Annotated in this window: 20 protein-coding genes; 4 read left to right on the top strand and 16 right to left on the bottom strand. The window is 71.3% G+C overall.

Going from position 1 to position 21,595, the window contains the following annotated elements:
- Positions 1 to 4: 4 nt before the first annotated feature.
- Complete coding sequence (locus DV20_RS46030) at positions 5 to 1,870, top strand: DUF6541 family protein (protein WP_167344425.1); 1,866 nt, start codon at positions 5 to 7, stop codon at positions 1,868 to 1,870.
- Positions 1,871 to 1,978: 108 nt separating this feature from the next.
- On the opposite strand, the gene DV20_RS39400 is transcribed toward DV20_RS46030, so the two are convergent.
- The 7 genes from DV20_RS39400 to DV20_RS39430 are packed head-to-tail and all read right to left on the bottom strand — an operon-like array spanning position 1,979 to position 8,343.
- A complete protein-coding gene (locus DV20_RS39400; RefSeq protein ID WP_043788637.1) occupies positions 1,979 to 2,947 on the bottom strand; it encodes a lysylphosphatidylglycerol synthase transmembrane domain-containing protein in 969 nt (322 codons plus the stop codon).
- 12 nt (positions 2,948 to 2,959) lie between these two features.
- Complete coding sequence (locus DV20_RS39405) at positions 2,960 to 4,204, bottom strand: acyl-CoA reductase (RefSeq protein WP_043788638.1); 1,245 nt, start codon at positions 4,202 to 4,204, stop codon at positions 2,960 to 2,962.
- The gene (locus tag DV20_RS39410; protein ID WP_043788640.1) at positions 4,201 to 5,253 is read right to left on the bottom strand and encodes a LuxE/PaaK family acyltransferase; all 1,053 of its coding nucleotides are present in this window, start codon (positions 5,251 to 5,253) and stop codon (positions 4,201 to 4,203) included. The genes DV20_RS39405 and DV20_RS39410 overlap by 4 nt, the downstream gene beginning before the upstream one ends.
- Positions 5,250 to 6,644 carry an AMP-binding protein gene (locus tag DV20_RS39415; RefSeq protein WP_043788641.1) on the bottom strand — a complete coding sequence of 465 codons (1,395 nt, stop codon included), beginning with the start codon at positions 6,642 to 6,644 and terminating at the stop codon, positions 5,250 to 5,252. The genes DV20_RS39410 and DV20_RS39415 overlap by 4 nt, the downstream gene beginning before the upstream one ends.
- Positions 6,641 to 7,375, bottom strand: coding sequence for an SDR family NAD(P)-dependent oxidoreductase (locus tag DV20_RS39420; protein ID WP_043788642.1), 735 nt, complete (start codon positions 7,373 to 7,375; stop codon positions 6,641 to 6,643). Before DV20_RS39420 ends, DV20_RS39415 begins: the two co-directional genes overlap by 4 nt.
- Positions 7,368 to 7,613, bottom strand: a complete 246-nt coding sequence (locus DV20_RS39425; RefSeq protein WP_003096467.1) for an acyl carrier protein — start codon at positions 7,611 to 7,613, stop codon at positions 7,368 to 7,370. Before DV20_RS39425 ends, DV20_RS39420 begins: the two co-directional genes overlap by 8 nt.
- A 10-nt stretch (positions 7,614 to 7,623) precedes the next feature.
- Entirely contained in the window at positions 7,624 to 8,343 is a 720-nt protein-coding gene (locus tag DV20_RS39430; protein WP_043788643.1) for an acyl-ACP--UDP-N-acetylglucosamine O-acyltransferase family protein, read from the bottom strand.
- Between the two features lie 149 nt (positions 8,344 to 8,492).
- Here DV20_RS39430 and DV20_RS39435 point away from each other — a divergent pair, with 149 nt between their 5' ends.
- Together DV20_RS39435 and DV20_RS39440 are read left to right on the top strand one after the other, a co-directional pair.
- The gene (locus DV20_RS39435) at positions 8,493 to 9,599 is read left to right on the top strand and encodes a DegT/DnrJ/EryC1/StrS family aminotransferase (RefSeq protein WP_043788644.1); all 1,107 of its coding nucleotides are present in this window, start codon (positions 8,493 to 8,495) and stop codon (positions 9,597 to 9,599) included.
- Positions 9,596 to 10,552, top strand: a complete 957-nt coding sequence (locus tag DV20_RS39440) for a Gfo/Idh/MocA family protein (RefSeq protein ID WP_043788645.1) — start codon at positions 9,596 to 9,598, stop codon at positions 10,550 to 10,552. Before DV20_RS39435 ends, DV20_RS39440 begins: the two co-directional genes overlap by 4 nt.
- On the opposite strand, the gene DV20_RS39445 is transcribed toward DV20_RS39440, so the two are convergent.
- The 9 genes from DV20_RS39445 to DV20_RS39485 form a co-directional block, all read right to left on the bottom strand.
- Complete coding sequence (locus tag DV20_RS39445) at positions 10,549 to 11,940, bottom strand: M20/M25/M40 family metallo-hydrolase (protein ID WP_051736317.1); 1,392 nt, start codon at positions 11,938 to 11,940, stop codon at positions 10,549 to 10,551. The genes DV20_RS39440 and DV20_RS39445 overlap by 4 nt on opposite strands.
- A gap of 40 nt (positions 11,941 to 11,980) precedes the next feature.
- The gene (locus DV20_RS39450) at positions 11,981 to 12,691 is read right to left on the bottom strand and encodes a hypothetical protein (protein WP_043788648.1); all 711 of its coding nucleotides are present in this window, start codon (positions 12,689 to 12,691) and stop codon (positions 11,981 to 11,983) included.
- Positions 12,688 to 13,197: a SigE family RNA polymerase sigma factor gene (locus DV20_RS39455; protein WP_043788650.1), complete on the bottom strand. Its 510-nt coding sequence runs from the start codon at positions 13,195 to 13,197 to the stop codon at positions 12,688 to 12,690. Before DV20_RS39455 ends, DV20_RS39450 begins: the two co-directional genes overlap by 4 nt.
- Positions 13,198 to 13,423: 226 nt before the next feature.
- Complete coding sequence (locus DV20_RS39460; RefSeq protein WP_043788651.1) at positions 13,424 to 13,801, bottom strand: hypothetical protein; 378 nt, start codon at positions 13,799 to 13,801, stop codon at positions 13,424 to 13,426.
- Positions 13,802 to 13,811: 10 nt separating this feature from the next.
- On the bottom strand, positions 13,812 to 14,408 hold the full coding sequence (locus tag DV20_RS39465) for a Uma2 family endonuclease (protein WP_326938526.1): 597 nt from the start codon (positions 14,406 to 14,408) through the stop codon (positions 13,812 to 13,814).
- A 42-nt stretch (positions 14,409 to 14,450) separates the two neighbouring features.
- Positions 14,451 to 15,080, bottom strand: coding sequence for an acyltransferase (locus tag DV20_RS39470; RefSeq protein WP_043788654.1), 630 nt, complete (start codon positions 15,078 to 15,080; stop codon positions 14,451 to 14,453).
- The gene (locus DV20_RS39475) at positions 15,067 to 16,263 is read right to left on the bottom strand and encodes a glycosyltransferase family 4 protein (protein WP_043788838.1); all 1,197 of its coding nucleotides are present in this window, start codon (positions 16,261 to 16,263) and stop codon (positions 15,067 to 15,069) included. Before DV20_RS39475 ends, DV20_RS39470 begins: the two co-directional genes overlap by 14 nt.
- Before the next feature lie 32 nt (positions 16,264 to 16,295).
- Positions 16,296 to 17,225 (bottom strand): NAD-dependent epimerase/dehydratase family protein, encoded by a 930-nt coding sequence (locus DV20_RS39480; protein ID WP_043788655.1) that lies wholly within the window; start codon positions 17,223 to 17,225, stop codon positions 16,296 to 16,298.
- Positions 17,226 to 17,248: 23 nt separating this feature from the next.
- Positions 17,249 to 18,382: a DegT/DnrJ/EryC1/StrS family aminotransferase gene (locus DV20_RS39485; RefSeq protein WP_043788656.1), complete on the bottom strand. Its 1,134-nt coding sequence runs from the start codon at positions 18,380 to 18,382 to the stop codon at positions 17,249 to 17,251.
- Positions 18,383 to 18,508: 126 nt separating this feature from the next.
- Here DV20_RS39485 and DV20_RS39490 point away from each other — a divergent pair, with 126 nt between their 5' ends.
- Positions 18,509 to 21,595 carry a BTAD domain-containing putative transcriptional regulator gene (locus DV20_RS39490; RefSeq protein ID WP_043788658.1) on the top strand — a complete coding sequence of 1,029 codons (3,087 nt, stop codon included), beginning with the start codon at positions 18,509 to 18,511 and terminating at the stop codon, positions 21,593 to 21,595.

Below are 21,595 nucleotides of genomic sequence, written 5' to 3' on the forward strand. Positions count from 1 at the left end.
CACCGTGCTCTCCGCAGGCATCGCCATTGTCGTCATCGCCGGGCCCGGTCTCCTGACCGGTCTCGCCGTGGGTTTGCGCGGCTGGGTCCTGGCCGGGATGGCACCGTTGCTGAGCTACGCCGTCGGCGGGCTGACCGGCCCGTGGGCCGCGGCGGCCGGGCTCTCGTTCACCCCGCTGACCTACGCCGTCGCGACCGCCGGGTTCGCCGGGATCGCTTACGGTGCCCGGAAGTGCACGGTGCGCCGCGCGCCGCCGGAGCCGGGGCTGTGGGCGCGTCGCGGGCACCTGGCCGTGGGGGCGTGCCTGCTGTTCGCGGCGGCCACCGGCTTCTCGGCGGCGCTGCTCGGGATGGGCCGCATCGGGGCGCTGCCGCAGGGCTTCGACGCGGTCTACCACGGCAACGCCGTCCGCTACATCGCCGACACCGGCGACGGCAGCCTGTTCGGCACGGGCCACGTCAACTGGTACGGCGACGCGGCGCCGGTGTTCTACCCCAACGCCTACCACCTGCTGGCGGCGGTGACGTACCGGCTCGGCGGGGCGTCGATCCCGGAGACGCTCGACGCGAACACCGTGCTGCTCCCGGGGCTGCTGGCGTTGTCGCTGGTGACGCTGGTGCGGGAGTTCCGCGGCCGGGCGGTGCTCGCGGGCGCGGTGGCGCTGACGGCGGTGGCGCCGGTGATGGGCGGCTACGAGTCGATGAGCCGGGGGCCGTTGCTGCCGTTCGCGCTGGGTGTGGCGCTGACGCCGCTGGCCGCGGTGGCGCTGCGGCGGTACCTGGAGCGGGTCGCGCCGGACACCGGGCTGGTGCTGGTGCTGGCCGCGGTGGGGTTGCTGTGCGTCCACTCGTCGACGTTGTTCGGCGGCATCCTGTTCGCCGGGCCGATGCTGGTCCAGCGCTGGCTCGGAAACCGGCGACGGCTCGGGCGGGACGTCCTGGCGCTGCTGCCGATCGCGGGAGTGTCGCTGCTGGTGGCGTGGCTGCAGCTGTTCGGCGCGCTGGGGCTGGCGCTGCCCTACTACGGCTGGCCGAGTGAGTACCGCGCGTCGACGGCGTTGGGCGCGTTGCTGGGGTTCCAGCACTTCGAGCCGCACCCGCAGGTGTGGCTGTCGGTGGCACTGTTCCTGGGGATCGTCTTCTTCGCGCGGGCGGGCGACCTGCGCTGGATCGGCCTGACGGCGGCGGTGACCGGCCTGGCCTACATGGCGGTGGCGTCGTCGAACACGCCGATCGTGATGGCGCTGTCCCGGCCCTGGTGGGACGACCCGTTCCGGTTCTTCTCGATGGCCGCGGCACCGCTGTCGGTCCTCGCGGCCCACGGCTTGGCTTCGACGCAGGCCTGGCTGCGCGACCGGCTGCCGTCCCGGCCCTCGGCGGTCGCCTTGCTGGTGTTGCCGGCGTTCGTGCTGCTTTCGGGAGGGCTGTACGTCCGGTCGAACGGGGACCAGGTGTCCCTGGGTTACCGGGCGGCGGACCCGTCGACGCTGCGCGTGACGCCCGGCGAGCAGACGGCGATGGCGGCGCTCGGCTCACTGGCCGCGCCCGGCGAGTGGGCCGTGAACGACCGGTTCGACGGAACCGCGTGGACTTACGCTTTGACGGGAATTCGAACGGTCGCCGCGCATTTCGACGAGACTTCCCCACCCTCGGACGCGGTGTTGCTGGCGAACCGCTTTCGGAACTATTCGACGGATCCGGCGGTGCGGGCAGCGGTGCGCCGGTTGCACGTCCATTGGGTCATTTTGGGAAAGCCGTCCACGGACCCGGGCCGGCCTTATCAGCCGGGGTTGACGGGATTGGCGGGTGAGCCGTTCTTGAGGGAGGCCTACCGCAACCCGGACGCGGTGATCTACCGGCTGACGCCCTGAGAGACGAGTTGTCCACATGTGCGTAAGCCCTGTGGACAACCGGGGGACAACTCGCGTACCCGGACGGACGACACGCGTGCCTGGATGGACGACACGGGGGAGGCTGGGTCAGGCGGGGGTGGATGTGGGGCGGGCGGTGCGGGCCGCGACCGCTGCGAAGCCCGCCGTCAGGAGGTCGGCGACCGTGAACATCACCCGGGAGGCGACGGCGAAGGCCGTGGCCTGGCCGACTGTCAGGCCGCTGGCCGTCAGGACCGCGACCTGGGCCACCTCGCGGACGCCGACGCCGCTCGGGAGGATGAACGCGAACGTGCCCACCGTCATCGCCACGGCCATCGCGCCCACGCACAGCACGAAGCCGCTGAGGCCCGGGGTGCCGACCGAGTTGGCCAGCAGCCACAGGTGGACGCCCTGCAGGCACCAGGCCGCCGTCGAGGCGCCGAAGACCTTGCCGATCACCGCCCAGCCCAGCGGGTGGGCCAGCGGCGGGCGGCGGAGGATCCGCAGCACCAGCGAAGTGCCCCAGGTGAGGATCTTCGGGTGCAGCATCGCCAGGCCGAGCGGGATGAGCACGAACAGCCACAACGCGCGCGGGCTGTTGCTGAACACCGCCGGCGCCGCCAGCAGCGACACCACCAGTGCCGACACCACGCCCACGCCGAGCTGGATCAGGGAACCCGTGAAGATGCGGGCGCGGGCCAGGCCCGCCTTGCGGCCCAGCTCCATCTGCAGCAGGTACGCCCAGACCGAGCCCGGCACGTACTTGCCGAGCGAGCCGACCAGGCAGATCTGCGCGCCCCGGGCATAGCCGATGGGCTCGCCGAGGTCGTCGACCATCATCTGCCAGCCCCAGGTCGACACGAGGATCGCCGCGACCAGGGCGACCAGGCTCAGCAGCGACGACTCCCAGGCGACGTCCCGCAGCGTGTGCCAGAACTCGCCCCAGTTGGCCGCGAGCTGCTTCGCCGCGAAGCCGATGACCAGCAGGATCGCCACCCACCGGACGACGTCGAGGATCTTCGCCCGGGTGGACTTCGGCTGCTTGCCCGCAGCCGGCAGGTCCTCAACTGTCGTCATCGACGGCTCTCCTCAGGCCTGGACCGTGACCAGGCGGCTGAACTCGGAGAGCAGATCGTAACCGTCCCACACCGCCGAGAAGGTCAGGGCGGAGCCGAACGGCACGATCCGGTCGACGCCGCGGCCCGCGAGCTCGTGCGCGAAGGCCGTCAGCTCCTCGGCCGTGAAGCCGAACTGGCTGACCGTCTGGTCCTTGCGGAGGACGATCGGCACCAGGTCGGACAAAGACGACACCCGGGCGTTCGCGAACGTGCCGGCGCCGAGCCACTCGCGCGGCAGCACCGCCGGGTCGGCCAGCTCGAGCGTGGCCAGGCCGTTGCCCTGGAACTCGATCTCCTTGACCAGGCCGTCGACCGCCGCGCCGTACGCCGAGACGCGCTTCTGGACCGCCATCGCCGGCTCGGTGACGTGCTCTTTCGCCGAAAGCACCGCCGCCAGCAGCGTCCGGAACTCGGTGCCCGCGGTGCGCGCGCCGGCTTCGTCGCCGACCCAGAACACCGCGCGCGGGGACGAGCAGGCGGCCTGGTCGAACCAGTACGAGTCGTTGTAGAAGCGCTCGGCGGCCGCGCGGCGCTCGGCTTCGGACGCGCGCTGCCACCCCGCCACCGACGCGACGGCGAAGGACGAGCGGTCCGGGAACGTCAGGTCCCGCGCGTGCGGGGCGAGCGGGTACTTCCGCAGGGCCGCGACCGAGCCGTCGCCACCCCAGATGACACGCAGGTCGGCGGCCAGCGACAGGGCGCCGCTCACCTCGTCGCTGCGGTCGTAGGTCACCATCCGCTGGGTGGCCGTGATGGCTTCCGCCACCGAAGCGTCCACTTCGGACAGCGCCGCGTTCAGCGCCTCCAGCACCGCCTCGGCCGCCCCGGCCGAACGCGAGGAGACCCGCACGACGTTGTGGTTGCCCGCCAGCGCCGACAGCGCCCACGAGTAGACGAAGATCGTGTCGACGTTCGCCGGCGGTACGTGGAACACCAGCCCGCGCGGGAACCGCAGCGCGTTCCCCGAAGTGTCCAGACTGGACAGAGCCTTGGCGATCTCCCCCTTGCGCAGGAAGAAACCGAGCGACGCGAGCTCCGGGAACCGGCGCGCGGTGGAGGGGGCCAGCAGTTTGCGGGCGAACTTGGTGATGAACTCGACGACCCGCGGGTCGCCCACGCGCAGCCGGCCACCGGGCGGCTCATCGCGCAGCTGCGAGACCAGCTCACCGACCTCGACCGGCGCCGACTCGGGGAAACGCTGGGTCAGGGAAGTCACGCCGCCGCTCCCGAGAAAGTGTCCGAGCACCCGCGGGCCTCGGCCTTGGGCAGCCGCCCGAGCACGGAGAAGTGCTTGCCCGGCCAGTCGCCGTCGTCGACGCCGTTGTAGACGCCGAGGTCTTCGGTGAGCAGCACGTGCCCGGGGTAGGACCGCGGCAGCGTCGAGACGACCTCGATCACGCCCGGCTTCCCGACCGGCTGCTCTTCCCACGTCTCCGGGTCGCGGATCACGACGTCGGCGAAGTCCGGGCAGTACAGCGAGTTCCCGGACGGGCCTTCGAGGAACACGGTGCCGATCTGCTCGATCATCCCGTAGTAGTTGTGGATCCGGGTCAGGCCGGTGTCCTCTTTGAACCGCCGCCGGAACTCGGTGTTGTCCACCGCGCGGTCGATCAGCTTCTTCCAGCCACCGGAGTGGATCAGGATCCCGTTCGACAGGTCGAGCCCGTGGTCCCGCGCGACCTCGTACAGGTACAGCCACACCATGAACGTGAAGCCGAAGATGAGGAAGGGCTTGTCGCCGTATTCGGCCAGGAACTTCTTGACCGCCTCGACGTCCGGCTGGTCGTTCTCGTCGAGCACGTACGTGTGCTTGCGGCCGAAGTTCGCCATGCCGAGCACGCCCGCGCCGCGCGCGGAGAACGAGCGGCGGTTCTTGATGATGCCGATCGTGTCGACCATCAGCATCGGCAGCCGCTCGCCGCCGAGGACCTCCTGCAAAGTCGCGCCGAGCTGCTTGGTCTGCGCGCCCGCCGCCTCCTTGTCCAGGTAGATGCGCGACGCGCCGGCACCGGTGGTGCCCGACGACGTCAGCGTCTTGAACACCTCGCTGTCCGGGACCGACTTGAGGTCGTGCGTCTTGAACATCCGCACCGGCAGCCACGGCAGGTCGGCGATCGAGCCGAAGGCGGCGTCCGGCGCGATCCCCAGCGACGACAGGATCCGGTCGTAGCCCTCGGAGTTCGCCCGGTGGTGAGCCGTCAGTGACACGAGCTCGGGCAGCAGCAAGGCTTCCCGGTCGGCCTGCGACCGCGTGAACACGCTCATACCCGCCCCTCCAAGGTCCGGTAGTCGATCTTGCCGCTGGCCAGCAGCGGCACGGTGTCGATCGGGCGGACGTCGAACCCGCTGACGTGCAGGTGCAGCCGCTCGGACAGCGCCCGCGACGCGTCCTTGCAGATGCCGGCGTCGGCGCCCTCGGCGAACAGCACCACCTTGTCGCCGGCCGCCACCGCGGCCACCACGTCGATCCCGACCGCCGCCGTGCGCACGGCCTGCTCGAGATCGTCGAGGCTGACGCGGTTGCCGAAGACCTTGCCGATGCGCTTGAGCCGGCCGGTGATGAACAGGTAGCCCTCTTCGTCGAGGTACCCGAGGTCACCGGTGGCCAGCACGCCACCGTATTCGTCGCCCTTGGCCAGTCCGGACTCGTCGTCCGCATAGCCCATCATCACGTTGGGCCCACGGTAGACGACCTCACCGACAATTTTCGGGTGCGTGGTCTCCGAGCCGTCGTCGCGGCGGACCGCGAACTTGCCCCCGGGCAGCGCCGGCCCGGCGGAACCGAGCTTTTCGGCCAGCTTTTCGGCGGGCACCGTCGTCATCCGCGGCGACGCCTCGGTCTGGCCGTACATGACGTACATCCGGCCGCCGACGGCGAGCATCTTGTCGTTGAACTCGGCGATCAGCTCGTCGCGCAGCTTCCCGCCGGCCTGCGTCAACGTCCGCAGCGTCGGGTACTTCGCGGGGTCGAACTTGAGCCGCCGCAGCATCTCGTAGTGGTACGGGACACCCGAAAGCGACGTGACGCCGTAGGTGTTCACCGCGTCCCAGAAGCCCCGGCCGAGCACGCCGGACGGCTCGATCACGATGGTCGCGTCCCGCACCAGGTGCGAGTTCAGCACCGACAGGCCGTAGCTGTAGTGCAGCGGCAGGCAGGTCGGAGCGACTTCGTCGGCGTCGATGTGCAGCACCTGCGCGATGGCGTCGGCGTTCGAAAGGATCGCCTGGCGCGAGAGCCGCACGAGCTTCGGGTTGCCGGTCGACCCGCTGGTCGGCAGCAGGACGGCGAGGTCGGGGTGCGGGATGACGCCGTCGGCCGACGAGCGGACCCAGTCGGCGCCCTGCCCGGTGTACCCGTCAGGGGCGTCGCCGGACGCCGACAGCACGGCCGCCGGCCGGAACCGCGCGACCAGCCCGGCCAGCACGTCCGCGTCCAGCGCCGGGTCGATCAGCGCGATCGCCCGGCCGGATTCGAACGCGCCCAGGTAGGTCAGCACGCTGTCCAGGTCGACCGACATCCGCGCGAACACGACGCCCGTGGGCAGCGCCGCCAGCTTCTCCATCGCGCGGCCGACCTCGGCCGACAGTTCCGCGCCCGCCAGCGTGCGGCCCCCGGCCACATCGACCAGCCGGGCTCCCGCACCCAACAGCGTCACAGCACCAAGCCTCCGTCGATCCCCAGCACCTGGCCGGTGATGAACGACGCTTCGTCGCTCACCAGGAACCGGATCGCGTTCGCCACTTCTTCGGGCCGGCCCAGGCGCCCGAGCGGCGTCTTGCCGGCGTTCTCCGCCTTCGCGTCCTCACTCAGACCGGCGGTGAGATCGGTCTCGATGACGCCCGGCGCGACCGCGTTGACGCGGATGCCGGACCGGCCGAGTTCCTTCGCCGCCGACTTCGCGATGTTGGCCACCGCTGCCTTCGACGCCGCGTACACGGTCTGACCAGCACTTCCGTACTCGCCGACGATCGAGGCGAGCACCACGATCGAGCCGGACTTCTTCCGCATCATCGCCCGGGCCGCGGCCTGGACGGTGTGCAGCGTGCCGGCGACGTTCGTGCTCAGCGTCGTGTCGACCACGTCTTCCTTGATCATCCCGAGGAGCGCGTCCTCCATGATCCCGGCGTTCGCGACCACGATGTCCAGCTTGCCGTGCTCCTTGGCAACGCCCCTGACCAGCGAGGACACCGCCTTCGCGTCGGTGACGTCCAACGCGAGCCCGGACGCGCCCACGGACGCGGCCGCCTCCTTGGCGCGAGCCTCGTCGCGGCCGGTCAGCACCACCGTGGCGCCCGCCTCGACGAGAGCGCGGGCGGTGGCCAGGCCGATCCCCCGCGTCCCGCCGGTGACGAGCGCGACGCGACCGGACAGGGACAAATCAGTCATTCTTCGACTGGAGCTCGGTGACCATGTCCACGGCGACCTTGAAGCTCGACATGTCGATGACCTGGTCGGTGTCGAACTCGACGTCGAACTCGTCCTCGATGGCCGCGACCAGCGCCATGTGGCCGACCGAGTCCCACGCCTCGATGTCGCGGTACTTCAGGTTCTCGACGTCCACACCGCCGTCGAGGTCCAGCGCCTCGACGAAGACCTCACGCAGCTTGGGGGCGACTTCCGACATCTGACAGCTCCTAGTGCTCTTCGCGCGGGCGGGCGTCCCACGCCTTTACCAAGGTAGAGAGGTCGCCGGGCAGCGTGACGTCCGGGAGACCTTCCTTGCCCTTCAGCCACGGCCCGAGGGCCTCGATCGTCTCCTCGTCGAGACCGCGGCGGGACAGGCCCACCACGTTGACGCCGGTGACGCGGGCGGGGTTGCCGACGGCGATGGTGAACGCGCCGATCTCGCGCCGCACCGCCGAGCCCATCCCGATCATCGCGCCGGGTCCGATCACGACCTTCTGGTGCAGGATCGCGCCCATGCCGAGGTTCGCGCCGTCCCAGATGTGGCAGTGGCCACCCGTGACGGCGTTCGAGGCGATCGTGACGCCGTCGCCGACCAGGCAGTCGTGCGCGATGTGGGAGTTGCGGAGGAAGTAGCTGTCGCTGCCGACGGTCGTTGTCCGCCAGGTCCCTTGGTGGACACTCACGTACTCGCGGATGCGGTTGCGGCTGCCGATGACGACGCCGTGGCCGTCGTGATCGGGGTCACCGGTGGGCGCGTCTTCCCAAGCCGCCGGGTGGGGGCGGCCACGGTCCTCGCCGGGCGTGCCGATCGTCACGTGCGGGCCGATCCAGTTGCCGTCGCCGATCCGCGTGGGCCCGGCGATCACCGTGAACGGGCCGATGACGTTGTCCTCGCCGAGCTCGACGCCTTCGCCGATGACGGCGGTCGGGTGGATGCGGTTGGCCACGGGTGGTCGTCCGTTCGTCGGCGGCTGGGTACTGGGCGTGCTACCGCGCCCGGTAACGTGTGGCCCGCGTTGCTGCAGGGCGGCCGGGCGCAGAACCGGCGGCTCACTGTACCGGACGCGCCGAAATCGCCTGCCGAGAGAGACTGCCCATGATCCCCATCACTGTGGTCGACGTCCGCGACGCGGAGGACCTCGTCGTCGAGGTGCTGCGCTCCGGCGCCATCGCACAGGGACCGATGGTCAAGCGCTTCGAAGACGCCTTCGCGGCGGTCTCCGGGACGAAGCACGCGATCGCCGTCAACAACGGGACCACCGCGCTGGTCGCGGCCCTGCAGGTGCTGGACCTGAAGCCGGGCGACGAGGTCATCACCTCGCCGTTCACCTTCGTCGCGACGCTCAACGCGATCCTCGAGGCCGGCGCGACCGTCCGGTTCGCCGACATCCGGCGAGACGACTTCGCGATCGACCCAGAAACCACTGCGGCCGCCGTGACGGACCGCACGAAGGTGCTCATGCCGGTGCACCTCTACGGCCAGACGGCGGACATGGGCAAGCTCGCGCCCCTGGCCGCCGAGCGCGGCCTTCAGGTGATCGAGGACTCGGCGCAGGCCGTCGGCGCGTCGTTCGAGGGCAAGCCGGCCGGCTCGTTCGGCATCGGCTGCTTCTCGCTGTACGCGACGAAGAACATCACCACCGCCGAGGGCGGCGTCATCACCACGGACGACGACGCGCTGGCCGACAAGCTGCGCGTGCTGCGCAACCAGGGCATGCGCGCCCGCTACCAGTACGAGGTCGCGGGCCACAACTACCGGATGACCGACCTGCACGCGGCCGTGGGCATCCCGCAGCTGGCGAAGCTCGACCAGCTGACCGCCGCCCGCCAGGCGAACGCGAAGCGCCTGTCGGAGGGTCTCGCGGGCACGCCGGGCCTCGACGTCCCGCAGGTGCTGCCGGGCCGCGAGCACGTGTGGCACCAGTACACGGTGCTGGTCGGGCCGCACGCGTTCCTCTCGCGCGACGAGCTCGCCGCGGCGCTGACCGAGCGCGGCATCGGCAACGGCATCTACTACCCCAAGATCGTCTTCGACTACGACTGCTACGCGGGTCACGACCTGATCCCGGGCGCGCGCGTCGAGGACTTCCCGGTGGCGAAGTCGGTCGCCGAGCAGGCGCTGTCGCTGCCGGTGCACCCGCACCTGACCGAGTCCGACCTGGACACCATCATCGAAACCGTTCGCGAGGTACTGGGCGCATGACGCATCGGATCGCTCTTGTCGGTACCGGGAACATGGGTTCCCTCCACGCCCGCGTGCTCGCCGGGAACGAGCGCGTCGACCTGGTCCGCGTGATCGATCCGCGCGAGGAAGCGGGCAAGGCCGTCGCCGAGCGGTACGAAACGCAGTGGACGCCGGAGATCGGCTCACTGTCCGATGTGGACGCCGTCGTGCTCGCCTCGGCCACCGAGGTGCACTACGACCTGGCGCAGGAGATCTTCCGCCAGGGCAAGCCGATGCTGGTCGAGAAGCCGGTCTGCAACAGCTTCGAGAAGTCCCAGGAAATCGTCGCGCTGTCGGCGAAGAACGACATCCCGCTGATGTGCGGGCTGCTGGAGCGCTACAACCCGGCGGTGATGACCGCGCTGGCGCTGGTGCAGGAGCCGATCCACCTGATGGCCCGCCGCCACGGCCCGTACGCGCCCCGGATCAAGACCGGCGTCGCGTGGGACCTGCTGGTGCACGACGTCGACCTGGCGATCCAGTTCTTCGGCGGCGCGACGCCGTCGCGCGTGACGTCCGGCGCGGGCTACTTCCACCCGCAGTCGGCCGAGGGCGCCGAGGACACCATCGAGACGGTGCTGTCGTTCCCGACCGGCCTGGCCACCGTTTCGGCCTCGCGGCTGGGGCAGCGGAAGGTCCGGTCGCTGATGGTGTCGGAGCTCGACCGGCTGATCGAGATCGACCTGCTGCGCCGGGACGTCACGATCTACCGGCACGTCTCGCACGACTCCGTCACCCCGGACGGCCTCGGCTACCGGCAGCAGACGGTCATCGAGATCCCGGAGCTCGTCACGGCCCGGGAGCCGCTGGCGACCCAGCTGGACCGGTTCTGCGACCTCCTCGAGGGCAAGATCGACGCCGGCACCGAGCGCGACCTGATCCTGCCGTCGCACCACGTCGTCGAGCAGGTCCTGACGCAGGCCGCGGCCTAACTCACCGGCGCCGGGAACGCGGCCGGGCTCCGGCGACCGCCGGCGCCCACCGCGCGGACGCCGAAGAAGACGTTGTCCTTGGACAGGTCGATCTTCGCCGTCAGCGCCGGGCCGACGTCGATCGCGTGCGTCCAGTCCGGGGCCGTCGTTTCGCGCCAGAGGACCTCGTAGCTCGTCGCGCCCGGCGTGGCGGTCCACAGCAGTTCCGAGTCGTTCGTCAGCGCCGCCGTGCGGATCTTCACGCCCTTCGGCGTGCCCGGTGCCGTGGCGAGCGACCACAGCGCGGCGCCGTTCACCCGGGCGACCCGCGCGATGAACGGGAAGTCGCAGAACTCCGGCAGATCGCCGTACTGGACGCCGTCTTCGACGCGGACGTCCTGGTGCTGGTGCGCGAAGTCCTCGTTCGGCTCGGTGAACCGCACCGCCGGGTAGCCCTGTTCCAGGAAGCCGATGTGGTCGCCACCGCGCAGGTAGCGGTCGCGGCGGTAGACGACCCGGACCGTCATGCCGGTCGCGTCGTTCTCCGCCACGGACTTCACGAACCGGGCCAGCTGCCGCGGCGGAGAGTCGTTCTCGCCGCCGATGCTGCGGCGCAGGCTCGCTTCGGCCGGTGTTTCCGCGGTCGGAACGCCTTCGGCGAAGAGGCGGATGGTGAACGGGTCGCGCGTGCCGTCGTCGGCGCGGCTCGAGCCGACGATGTCGTCGGTGAACATCGCCTGGACGTCGGTGCCGGCCGCCTTGAACTGCTGCGCCAGGTACCGCGAGCCGTACAGGCCCTGCTCTTCGCCCGCGACGGCGGCGAAGACGATCGTCGCGGCCGGCTGCCGGGTCGAGAGCACCCGCGCGAGCTCCAAGGCGACCGCGACGCCCGAAGCGTCGTCGTCGGCGCCCGGCGCGTCCCCGGTGAAATCCATGACGTCGCTGCGGCGCGAGTCGTAGTGCCCCGAGACGACGTACACGCGGCCGGGATCGGTGGACCCGCGCAGCGTCGCGACGACGTTGGTGATCGTCGTCGGCACCGGGATCCGGTCGGCGGGCGCCTGGACGTAGGACTGGAGCTCGACGCTCAGCCGTCCCCCGGACGCCGCCGCGACCTGCTGGAACTGCGCGAAGAGCCAGTCGCGCGCGGCACCGATGCCCCGGGCCGGATCGTCCTGCGCGGACAGCGTGTGCCGGGTGCCGAACGCGGCCAGCCGGCGCACGGTCGCTTCGATCCGCCGTTCGTCGACCTGGCGGAGCAGGGCCCGCAGCTCCGCGCCGGGACGCTGCGGCCGGACCGGGACGCCGGGACCGCGGTCGCCGAGTCCGGCGGCACCGGCCGGGGTACCGACGGCCGTCGCCACGCCGAGCGCGGCCGAGGCGGTGAGGAACGCTCGTCGAGAGGTCACGATGCCCGTCTTACGCCCGCATCGGGTGGGCGGGTACCGCCTATTTGGTGAGCCGCTTGCCGTCGGCGTCGTAGGCGATCAGGGGCGTCAAAACGGCGGAGTCGGGAACGGAGTCGGGGTGGAACCAGAAGATGACCACGTTCGGGTCCGTGGACCACCTGGCCAGGTGCGCCTCGACGGTCCGGCCGTGCACCGTGGTCGTGATCCTCGCCGCCGGGCCGGCGAAGTAGCCGAAGACCGGGATGACCTGGTCGCCGATCACCTCGCCGCCGTCGGTGGCGTGGAAGCCGAACGACCGGTCGGAGCCCTTGACCTCGTTCGTCGCCAGCAGTGACTCCAGCGAGGTCCCGACCCGGACGCCGGCCACCAGGCCGAAGCGGACACCCGGCAGCTCCGGCGCGTCGACGGCCCGCGCGTAGAGGACGAGCTCACCCTCGCGGGTCCGGATCCCGGTGCCGACGACGTCGCCGACCGGCTGCTCCGCGGGCGGCGCCGGGGACGTGGTGGACACGGCCGGCGCCGGGGACGGCGGCCGCGCGACCGGCACGGACGCGGGCTGCCGCAGCTGAATGGCGAACACCACGACGAGCACGACGGCGGCCGCGGCGGCGACCCCCGCGGTGCCAGTCAGCAGACGGCGGCGACGGCGGAGGCGCGTCCCGTCGGCCATGATCCTGGCCAGGTCGGGCTCGGCGAAGGGCTCCTCGGGCGGCTGCCGGAGGGCGGCGCGGAAGTCGTCGAGCTCGTTCACCGCCCGCTCCCTCCGATCAGCGTGTCCTCCGCGTCCGCCTCGACCCGCAGCTTGGCCAGCGCCCGCGAGTTCGTGCTCTTCACGGTACCCAGGGAAACGCCGAGCTCACGGGCCACGTCGGCTTCCGGCAGGTCGAAGAAGTGCCGGAGGACGACGACGGCGCGTTCGCGATCGGTGAGCGTCTTGAGCACGGCGGTGAGCCAGGCGCGCTGGGTGACGGCCCGGTCGACGTCGAGGCCGTCCGGCCGTTCGGGCAGGGCCTCGGTGGCGTACTCGCGGATCGGCCGCCGCCAGCCGTCGATGACGTGGTTCACCAGGACGGTCCGGGCGTAGCCGTAGGCGTCCTTGTGCCGGACGCGCGCCCAGGCCGCGTAGGTGCGGGTGAAGGCGGTCTGGGCGGCGTCTTCCGCTTGGTGGCGGTCGCCGGTGAGCAGGTACGCGGCGTGGGTGAGCCGAGCCGACGACGCGCGGACGAACTCCGCGAATTCTTCGTCGCCCCGCGCCATGCCTCACCTCGTTCCGTCGTTCCCAGCGACGGCCGAAGCGCCGGAAGGTTGCTTCGCGGATCTTGCGAGCGTCCGCTGCGGCTAATAGAAACGTTGCGTAACCGATATCTCGCGCTCGGTCACGAAGTACTAGAGTCCTGCGTGCGGTTCCGTGCGTAGGACTTCACCGCCGGAGGATCGGGCGGTTTCACGACGGCGGTACCGGCGTCCGGCGCCGGTGCCGCCGTCATCCAACTCCCCCGCGACCGGCGAGCCACCGCCAGCGCCGCCGCTCGGTGACCACGGTGGCGGCCGCCAGCACCGTCACCACGACCGCCGCCCACGCCGGCCAGGCGAACCACGAGCCGACCACCGCCGCCACGAGCTGCAGCACCACCAGCAGGATCGTCACCCAGCCCGGCACCGCGACGATCACCTTCGCCTTGTCACCCGGGGTGGCGAAGCAGGTCGGCAGGCCGATCAGCACCACCACGGACAGCACGGCGAGCAGCCACGAACGGCCGGCCAGCGCCCACGGCGTGGCCACCCAGGCCACGAGTTCGGTCGCGAAGCGGAGCACGGATGGCAGGCGGTCGTCAGGCCGTGCCGTTTCTTCCCCGGTCACGCGGCGAAAGTTACTCCGGCCGCTGGGCCCGCCGGGTGGTGAGGGCGTTCAGGTCGATGGTGATCGGGCTACCGGCGAACTCGAGTTCCGCGACGCCGGAGAACTCCCCGAAGTTCTCGTAGTCCCCGTCGACGAGCCGGTAGGTGATCATGCTGACCGGCGAGTCGAGGTCGACGATCCAGTAGTGCTCGATGCCGGCCTCGGCGTACTCGGAGAACTTGGTGACCTGATCGGTGCGCCGGGTGCCCTCGGACAGCACCTCGACCGCCAACCGGACGTCACCGGCGTCGAGCCGGGGCGGGTTGGCTTCCACCAGGGAATCGGGGGCCACCAGCACGTCGGGGACACGGACCGTGAGCGGTGCTTCGCAGAGGACCATCTCGACTTCGTTCAGGGCGGTCCAGTCATCCGGCAGCTGCTCATCCATCAGAGAAGTCAGTCGGTAGACGACTCGCTGGTGGAAAAGCATCGGACGCGGCGCCACGTGGAGAACTCCTTCGACCACCTCGACCTGGTACTCCGGAGTTTCCGGCAGGTTGATCCAGTCGTCGAAGGACAGAAGGTCGTGAGGCCACTCCATGACACTCATCCGCCTTCTCCCCACCATCGGTTACTGGACGTCATCATCTCACGCCAGCTTGCCGTATCGCTACTCCGCTGAGTAGTCGCCCGATGGGGCTCCCCAGCCCGAAGTGTCCTGCCCGTGTGACTCCGCGATCTCCCGCCGACGCGCGTTCTCCGCGCGGACCCGGTCCACTTCGGACTGGATGTACTCCTCGTCGTACCTCTGGAACACCCGCGCCGGGTTGCCCGCCACCAGGGTCCGGGGCGGGACGTCCTTGGCCACCACCGAGTTCGGCTGGACCGTCGCGAAGTCGCCGATCGTCACGCCCGCCATGATCACCACCAGGCCGCCGATGAAGCAGCCCTTGCCGATTTTCACCGGCTTGCGCTCGATCAGGTCGCTGCCCGAGTGGTTCTGCAGCGTCATGTTCGCCAGCCAGCTCGAATGCGTGAAGATCAGCGTGTTCAGCCCGATGCTGGTGTGCTCGCCGATCTCCAGGCCGCCGCTCGCGTCGAGGGCCGCGCCCTCGCCGATCCAGCAGTGGTCGCCCATCTTCAGGTTCTCGGGGCTGATGATCTTCACGCGCTCGCGTACGCGGCACGTCGACGGCAAGCCGTAAAAGGCCGCTCGCTCGGCGTCGTTCATGTACTGCGAGACGAGCTCGGTCAGGATCTGCGGACGCAGCCGGTGGCTGCGCTCGTCATCGAAGAACATCGGCTTCCGACACCAGCTTCTCGAAGGTCCTGAGGTGCTCTTCCGCGACGACGTCGAGGCCGAAGTTCGACCGCACCAGCTCGCTCTCGCGCTGCGCGATCAGCGCGCGGCGCTGCGGGTCGTCCAGCAGCTCGATCACCGTGCGGGCCACGGCTTCCGCGTCGTCCGGGCGCACGAGCAGCACGTTCTCGCCGTTGCGCAGCTCGATGCCCGGGTAGTTGTCCTCGGTGACCGACGCGATCGTCGCCGTGCCGGACAGCATCGCCTCCAGGGACGCCGTGCCGCAGCCGCCGTTGAGGTCGTGCGTGACGATGTCCGCCGCCGCGAAGTACGCCGGGACGTCCTCCTTCGGGACCGCGCCCGTGACGACCAGCGCGTCCGACACCCCCAGCTCGGCGGCCCGCTTCAGGAACGCGTCGTGGTAAACGTGGCCGACGACGACCACCCGCACCCCGGGGTGCTTGTCCAAAATGGACGGCAGCGCCTCGATCAGCGGCAGCCGGTTGCGCAGCGGGATGACGTGGCCGAGCGACACGATCAGCGGCGCGTCGCCGATGCCGTGCTTCGCGCGGACGTCCTTCGTCACCGGCTTCGCGAAGTGACCGGTGTCGACGGCGATCGGGAAGTACTCCGAGTTCGCGTCGCTCGTGCCGTACCGGTCGACGCAGTAGTCGACACCCAGCTTGTCGAGGATGACGTACCGCGGCTTCAGGTACGCCAGGATGGGCCGCACGAGCACCGCGTCGAGCAGGCGGAACACGCCGCCGTACAGCTTGTTGTCGCTGATCAGCAGCGTGTGGATGGTCAGCAGCGTCGGCACGCCGTGCCGCCGCGCCCAGATGCCGGCCAGCCACGACAGGTCGAAGAACTGGCCGTGCAGGTGGATCGCGTCCGGCTTGAACTCGTCCAGCAGCTTCCACAGCCGCCGCCAGTTGCCGGGCCGCAGGGACGCGAAGCTCATGTCGAAGTCGATCGACAGGCCGACCTGCGGCATCTTCACCGCCGGGAGGCGCACGACGCGGTAGCCGTCGCGCTCCTCCTCGGCCGGGGCCTCGGCGTACGCGGCCGTGACGGCGAGGACCTCGTGCCCGGCCGCGACGAACTGGGCCGCCAGCGAAGCCGCCATGTGCGCGCTGCCGCCCACGCGCGGCGGGAAGAAGTTGTTCACCACCGCGATGCGCATCGCACGCCCCCGGGCCGGCCCCGCGGAGGTGCTCACTCGGTTTCCTTGACCAAATCCCGCATGCCGTCTTCGACGGTGATCCGCGGCTCCCAGCCCAGCACGTCCCGCGCCCGGCTGATGTCGGCGGCCCGCCGCGAGACCAGCACGTCACGGTCGTTGAACAGCGGCTCGACGTCGACGCCGACGGCCTCGATGAGGATCTTGGCCAGCGCCGCGATCGACGTGTCGATGCCGGTGCCGATGTTGATCGGCACGTTCGCCTTCTCCGACTCCAGCGCCGCGACGACGGCGTGCGCCAGGTCGGTGACGTGCACGAAGTCCATCGACTGGTCGCCGCGGCCGTCGATGATCGGCGGCTGGCCGTTGCGCAGGCGCTGGATGAAGTGGTTGATCACCGACGTGTAGTAGGCCTCGATCTTCTGGCCGGGGCCGTACACGTTGAAGAACCGCAGCGCGTTCCAGGACAGGCCCTTGGTGCGCTCGTAGAAGCCGAGCAGGTCCTCGCCGGCGCGCTTCGAGATGCAGTACGGCGTGAGCGGGCGCAGCTCGTCGTCCTCGTGCATCGGCAGCCGCTTCGGGTCGCCGTAGACCGACGCGGTCGAGGCGAACACCAGCCGCTCGACACCCTCGTCCGCGGCCGCCGCGAAGACGTTGTTGTTGCCGATCATGTTGATGTCGATCGACTCGTGCGGGTCGGCGATCGACTTGTTGATCGACACCGTCGCGAAGTGGATGACGTGGGTGCAGCCGCGCATCGCCTCGCGCACCGCGCCGCCGTACCGGACGTCCTTCTCGACCAGCTCGACCTTGCCGGTGGCGACGAACTCGTTGACGCGCGCGCGGTCGCCGCGGGTCATGTTGTCGAAGATCCGGACCGTGTAGCCGCTTTCGAGCAGCAGCGGGATCACGTGCGCGGCGATGAACCCGCCACCCCCGGTGAAGAGCACCTTCTTGTCGGACACCAATTTCTCCTCGGTCGGCGGCTTCAGGACAGGGACTGCACGGCTTCGCGCACGACCTCGGCGACGCGGGTGACTTCGGCGTCGGTGAGGTTGGCGTGCATCGGGATGGCGAGCTGACGCGCGAAGGCGTCGGCGGAGACGGGCAGCGGGGCCTGAGGCCCGTAGATCGGCTGCAGGTGCGAGGCGTAGGTGCCGAAGTTGCACTGGACGCCCTGTTCGCGGACGCGCATGGCGAGCGTGTCGCGGCTGACCTCGGGCGCGACCGTGAGCAGGTAGGCCTGCCACGGGTGCTCGCGGTCGGGCAGCTCGACCGGCACGGTCAGCGCGTCGACGTCCGCGAAGGCCTCGTAGTAGCGCTTGGCGACCGAGCGGCGGGCGGCGAGGAGGTCCGGGAGGCGGTCGAGCTGGACGTTCATGATCGCGGCCTGGACGTCCGAGAGGCGGAAGTTGTAGCCGAGCTCGTGGAACTCCGGGATGGGCAGCGTGTCCGAGCCTTCGCGGCTGATGGCCGGCTCGATGCCGTAGGTGTGCAGCTTGCGGGCGCGGGCGATGAGGTCTTCGCGGTCGGAGACCAGCGCGCCGCCCTCCCCCGCGGTGATGCCCTTGCGGCCGTGGAAGGAGAACGCGGCGAGGTCGGCGAGGCTGCCGGCGGGGCGCGTCCGGTACGTCGCGCCCGCGGCGCAGGCGGCGTCTTCGAAGAGCCAGAGGCCGTGCTTGTCGGCGATCGCCCGGTACTCGTCGAAGTCACCGGGCTGGCCGGCGACGTCGACCGCGAGGATGCCGACCGTCCTCGGCGTGACCAGGGCTTCGACGTGCGCCGGGTCCGCGCTGAAGACGTCCGGGCGGATGTCGGCGAACACCGGCTTCGCGCCCGCCTGGACGACGGCGTGGCCGGTCGCGGGGAACGTGTAGTCGCCGACGATGACCTCGTCACCGGGCTTGACGCCGAGGACCTGGAGCCCGAGGAAGAGCGCCGAGCCGCAGTTCGCGGTCGTCAGCGCGTGTGCCGTGCCGGTGACCTGGGCGAACCGCTCCTCGAAGCGGCGGCACGCCGGTCCGGCACCGGCCAGCCAGCCGGACCGGAAGACCTCGGCCACCGCGGCGAGCTCTTCTTCGCCGACGGTCGGCTGACCGAGGGCAATGCTGTCTGACGACATACCTCTCCCATTGCGTGGGGACCCGGCGAAGTGTATAGACGCACGCTCAGGTGATTCACAGGCCCACGCCGAACTCCCCTGTGGAGGGACACCCGCCGCAGGTCGGGGACGTCTTACGCTGGGCGCATGCGATTCGGGGTGCTGGGGGCCGTCGCCGCGTGGCGCCCCGGCGGCGCGCAGGTGGCGGTGGGCGGCCCGCGGTCCCGGACGCTGCTGGCGCTGCTCGCGCTCGAGGCCGGGCGGTTCGTCCCGGCCGAGCGCCTGATCGACGGCATGTACGGCGAGCACCCGCCCGACGGCGCCGCGAACGCCCTCCAGTCGCAGGTGTCGCGGCTGCGGACGGCGCTGAAGGATCTGGCCCCGGTCGAATTCACCGCGGCCGGCTACCGGCTGGCCGTCGCACCGGACGAAGTGGACGTTCACTGCTTCGAACGTCTCGTCCGCGAAGGCCGCGCGCTGCTCAAGAACGGCGAGCACGCGCGGGCCGCGGACGTGCTGGGCGAGGCGCTGGCGCTGTGGCGCGGGCCGGCGTTCACCGACCTGGCCGACGCGCCCTTCGCCGCCGCGCGGGCCACACGGCTCGAGGAGCTGCGCGCGGACGCCGCGGACGACCTCGCCGAGGCCCGGCTGGCCCTCGGGCAGGCCGAAGACGTCCTGGCCAGCCTGCGGGAGACGGTCGCCGCGCAGCCGCTGCGGGAGCGGCCGCGCGCGCAGCTGGTCCGGGCCCTGGCCGCCGCGGGACGGCCGGCCGACGCGCTCGCCGCGTTCGAGGACGCCCGCCGCACGCTGGCCGACGAACTGGGCGCCGACCCGGGCCCGGAACTCGCCGAGGCGCACCTCGCGGTGCTTCGCGGCGAGACGGAGAAGCCGGTCCTCCCGGGGTTGCCCGCGCAGCTGACCAGCTTCGTCGGCCGCGACGCCGAGCTGCGGCAGGTGGCGGAGCTGCTGGCGCGCGCCCGGCTCGTGACGCTGACCGGACCGGGCGGCACCGGCAAGACCCGGCTGGCCGTCGAGGCCGCCGCCGCCCAGGCCGGTCCGGTGGCGTTCGTCGAGCTCGCCCCGCACGGTGGTGCCGACATCGCCGGTGCGGTGCTGACCGCGCTCGGCTTGCGCGAGAGCACGCGCGGGGGCCCGCAGGAGCCCGTCGAGCGGCTGGTGGCGGCGTTGCGCGACCGCCCGGTGCTGCTGGTGCTGGACAACTGCGAGCACGTCGTCGACGTGGCGGCCCGGCTGGCCGCGCGCCTGCTGGCGGCGTGCCCCGGGCTGCGGGTGCTGGCCACCAGCCGCGAGCCGCTCGGCATCACCGGCGAGCAGCTGGCGCCGGTGCCGCGGCTGGCCGTCCCACCGCCCGGGACGCCGGCCGCGCGGGCCCGGGAGTTCCCGGCCGTCCGGCTGTTCGCCGATCGCGCGGCGGCGAGCGATCCCGCGTTCACGCTCGACGAGTCGACGATCGGCGACGTGCAGCACGTCTGCGCGGCCCTCGACGGCCTCCCGCTGGCCCTGGAGCTGGCCGCGGCCCGCGTCCGGACGCTGGAGCTCGGCGAGATCGCGGCCCGCCTGGACGACCGGTTCCGGCTGCTGGCCCGCGGCAGCCGGACGGCCGAGGCCCGGCACCGCTCGCTGCGCGGGGTGGTCGAGTGGAGCTGGGACCTGCTGACCGCCGAGGAACGCGCGCTGGCCCGTCGAATGGCGGTGTTTTCCGGCGGCGCGACCGCCGCGGCCGCCGCCGAGGTGTGCGGCGCGGACGCCGACCTGCTGCCGGAGCTGGCCGACAAGTCGCTGGTCGAGCCGGTCGGCGGCCGGTTCCGGATTCTGGAGACGATCCGGGCGTTCGGCGCGGAGAAGCTCGCCGAAGCGGGCGAAGCCTCGACGTTCCACCGCGCGCACGCGGAGTACTTCCTGCGGTTCGCGGCGGAAGCGGATCCGAGGCTGCGGACGGCGGAGCAGCTGGAGTGGCTGGCGCGGATCGACGCCGACTACGACAACATCCTGGCCGCCCTGCGCTGGTCGACCGAGCACGACGTCGTGCTCGCGCTGCGGCTGGTGCCGCTGCTGGCGATGTACTGGTGGATGCGCGGGCGGCGGTTCGAGGGAGCCGGGTTGTCGCTGGCCGTGGTTTCGCGGTGTTCGCCGGAGGTGCGCGAGCAGTACGCCGAGGAGTTCCTGGTGTGCGTGCTCGGCGCGCTGGCCGGGCGGCCGCACGAGTCGCTCGAGCAGTACCTGCCGCTGGTCCGCCGGTACGCGACGGACGAGGACTGGACGCCCCGGAACCCCATGCTCGTGATGCTGCTCGGGGTGGTGGTCGGCCCGCCGGGGAACGACGCCGAACTGCTGGGCCGCGGCCAGAGCCTGCTGGCGGCCGGCGACGCCTGGGGCTGGGCGCTGCTGCCGATGGGCATGGGCCTGCGGGCGATGATGTCGGGCGACCTGGCGGGCGCGGAGGAGGGACTGCGCGAGGGCGCGGCGCAGTTCCGCGCGCTGGGCGAGCGGTGGGGCCTGTCGATGGCGCTGGACCACCTGTCCCAGCTGCGGACCTGGCGGGGCGAGTACGCGGCCGCGTTGCCGCTGATGGACGAAGCGCTGGGCCTGATGCACGAGATCGGCGCGACGGACGACGTGGCGGACCTGATCTGCCGCCGCGCGTGGACGCACCTGCTGTCGGGAGATCGGGTGCGGGCCCGCGCGGACTACGAACTGGCGGCAGCGACGGCGGCCCGCTCGGGAATGCCGGAGTCCCGCGCGGCGGCGTACGTCGGCTTGGCGAACCTGTCCCGGCTGTCGGGCGACTTGGCGGCGGCGCGGGAGCTGTGCGAGCGGGCGCTGGCGGAGTGCGCGGGAGGCTCGTTCGCGGCGGAATCGGTGCGGGCGATGGCGCTGGTTTCGCTGGGCTGGCTGGCCTTGGCGGAGGGTGACCGGCCCACGGCTGCTTCGTTGCACCGTTCGGCGCTGTCGATCGGACGGCAGTGGAACGCGGGTGACGTGGTGGCGTTCGCGTTGGAGGGCCTCGCGGGAGTGGCCCGCCCAACAGAGGCGGCGGCGCTGCTGGGCACGGCGGCAGCCGTACGCGGGACGGCGATCAGCGGCGACCCGGACGTGACGGCGGTCCGCGGGCGCCTGGTGGCGTCGCTGGGGGTGGAGGGGTTCGAGCGGGCGTACCGGACGGGGCTGAAGCACTCGATCGAGGACGGGCGTCCAGCAGGTGGGGACACCTAG

Source organism: Amycolatopsis rifamycinica, from assembly GCF_000695625.1.
In the GTDB taxonomy this organism is placed as follows: domain Bacteria; phylum Actinomycetota; class Actinomycetes; order Mycobacteriales; family Pseudonocardiaceae; genus Amycolatopsis; species Amycolatopsis rifamycinica.

Excerpts from the sequence above, each read along its gene's own strand:
- DV20_RS39400 (WP_043788637.1), bottom strand. The coding sequence starts at position 2,947 with ATGACGACAGTTGAGGACCTGCCGGCTGCGGGCAAGCAGCCGAAGTCC.
- DV20_RS39410 (WP_043788640.1), bottom strand. The coding sequence starts at position 5,253 with ATGAGCGTGTTCACGCGGTCGCAGGCCGACCGGGAAGCCTTGCTGCTG.
- DV20_RS39420 (WP_043788642.1), bottom strand. The coding sequence starts at position 7,375 with ATGACTGATTTGTCCCTGTCCGGTCGCGTCGCGCTCGTCACCGGCGGG.
- DV20_RS39425 (WP_003096467.1), bottom strand. The coding sequence starts at position 7,613 with ATGTCGGAAGTCGCCCCCAAGCTGCGTGAGGTCTTCGTCGAGGCGCTG.
- DV20_RS39435 (WP_043788644.1), top strand. The coding sequence starts at position 8,493 with ATGATCCCCATCACTGTGGTCGACGTCCGCGACGCGGAGGACCTCGTC.
- DV20_RS39440 (WP_043788645.1), top strand. The coding sequence starts at position 9,596 with ATGACGCATCGGATCGCTCTTGTCGGTACCGGGAACATGGGTTCCCTC.
- DV20_RS39455 (WP_043788650.1), bottom strand. The coding sequence starts at position 13,197 with ATGGCGCGGGGCGACGAAGAATTCGCGGAGTTCGTCCGCGCGTCGTCG.
- DV20_RS39465 (WP_326938526.1), bottom strand. The coding sequence starts at position 14,408 with ATGGTGGGGAGAAGGCGGATGAGTGTCATGGAGTGGCCTCACGACCTT.
- DV20_RS39470 (WP_043788654.1), bottom strand. The coding sequence starts at position 15,080 with ATGTTCTTCGATGACGAGCGCAGCCACCGGCTGCGTCCGCAGATCCTG.
- DV20_RS39475 (WP_043788838.1), bottom strand. The coding sequence starts at position 16,263 with ATGCGCATCGCGGTGGTGAACAACTTCTTCCCGCCGCGCGTGGGCGGC.
- DV20_RS39485 (WP_043788656.1), bottom strand. The coding sequence starts at position 18,382 with ATGTCGTCAGACAGCATTGCCCTCGGTCAGCCGACCGTCGGCGAAGAA.
- DV20_RS39490 (WP_043788658.1), top strand. The coding sequence starts at position 18,509 with ATGCGATTCGGGGTGCTGGGGGCCGTCGCCGCGTGGCGCCCCGGCGGC.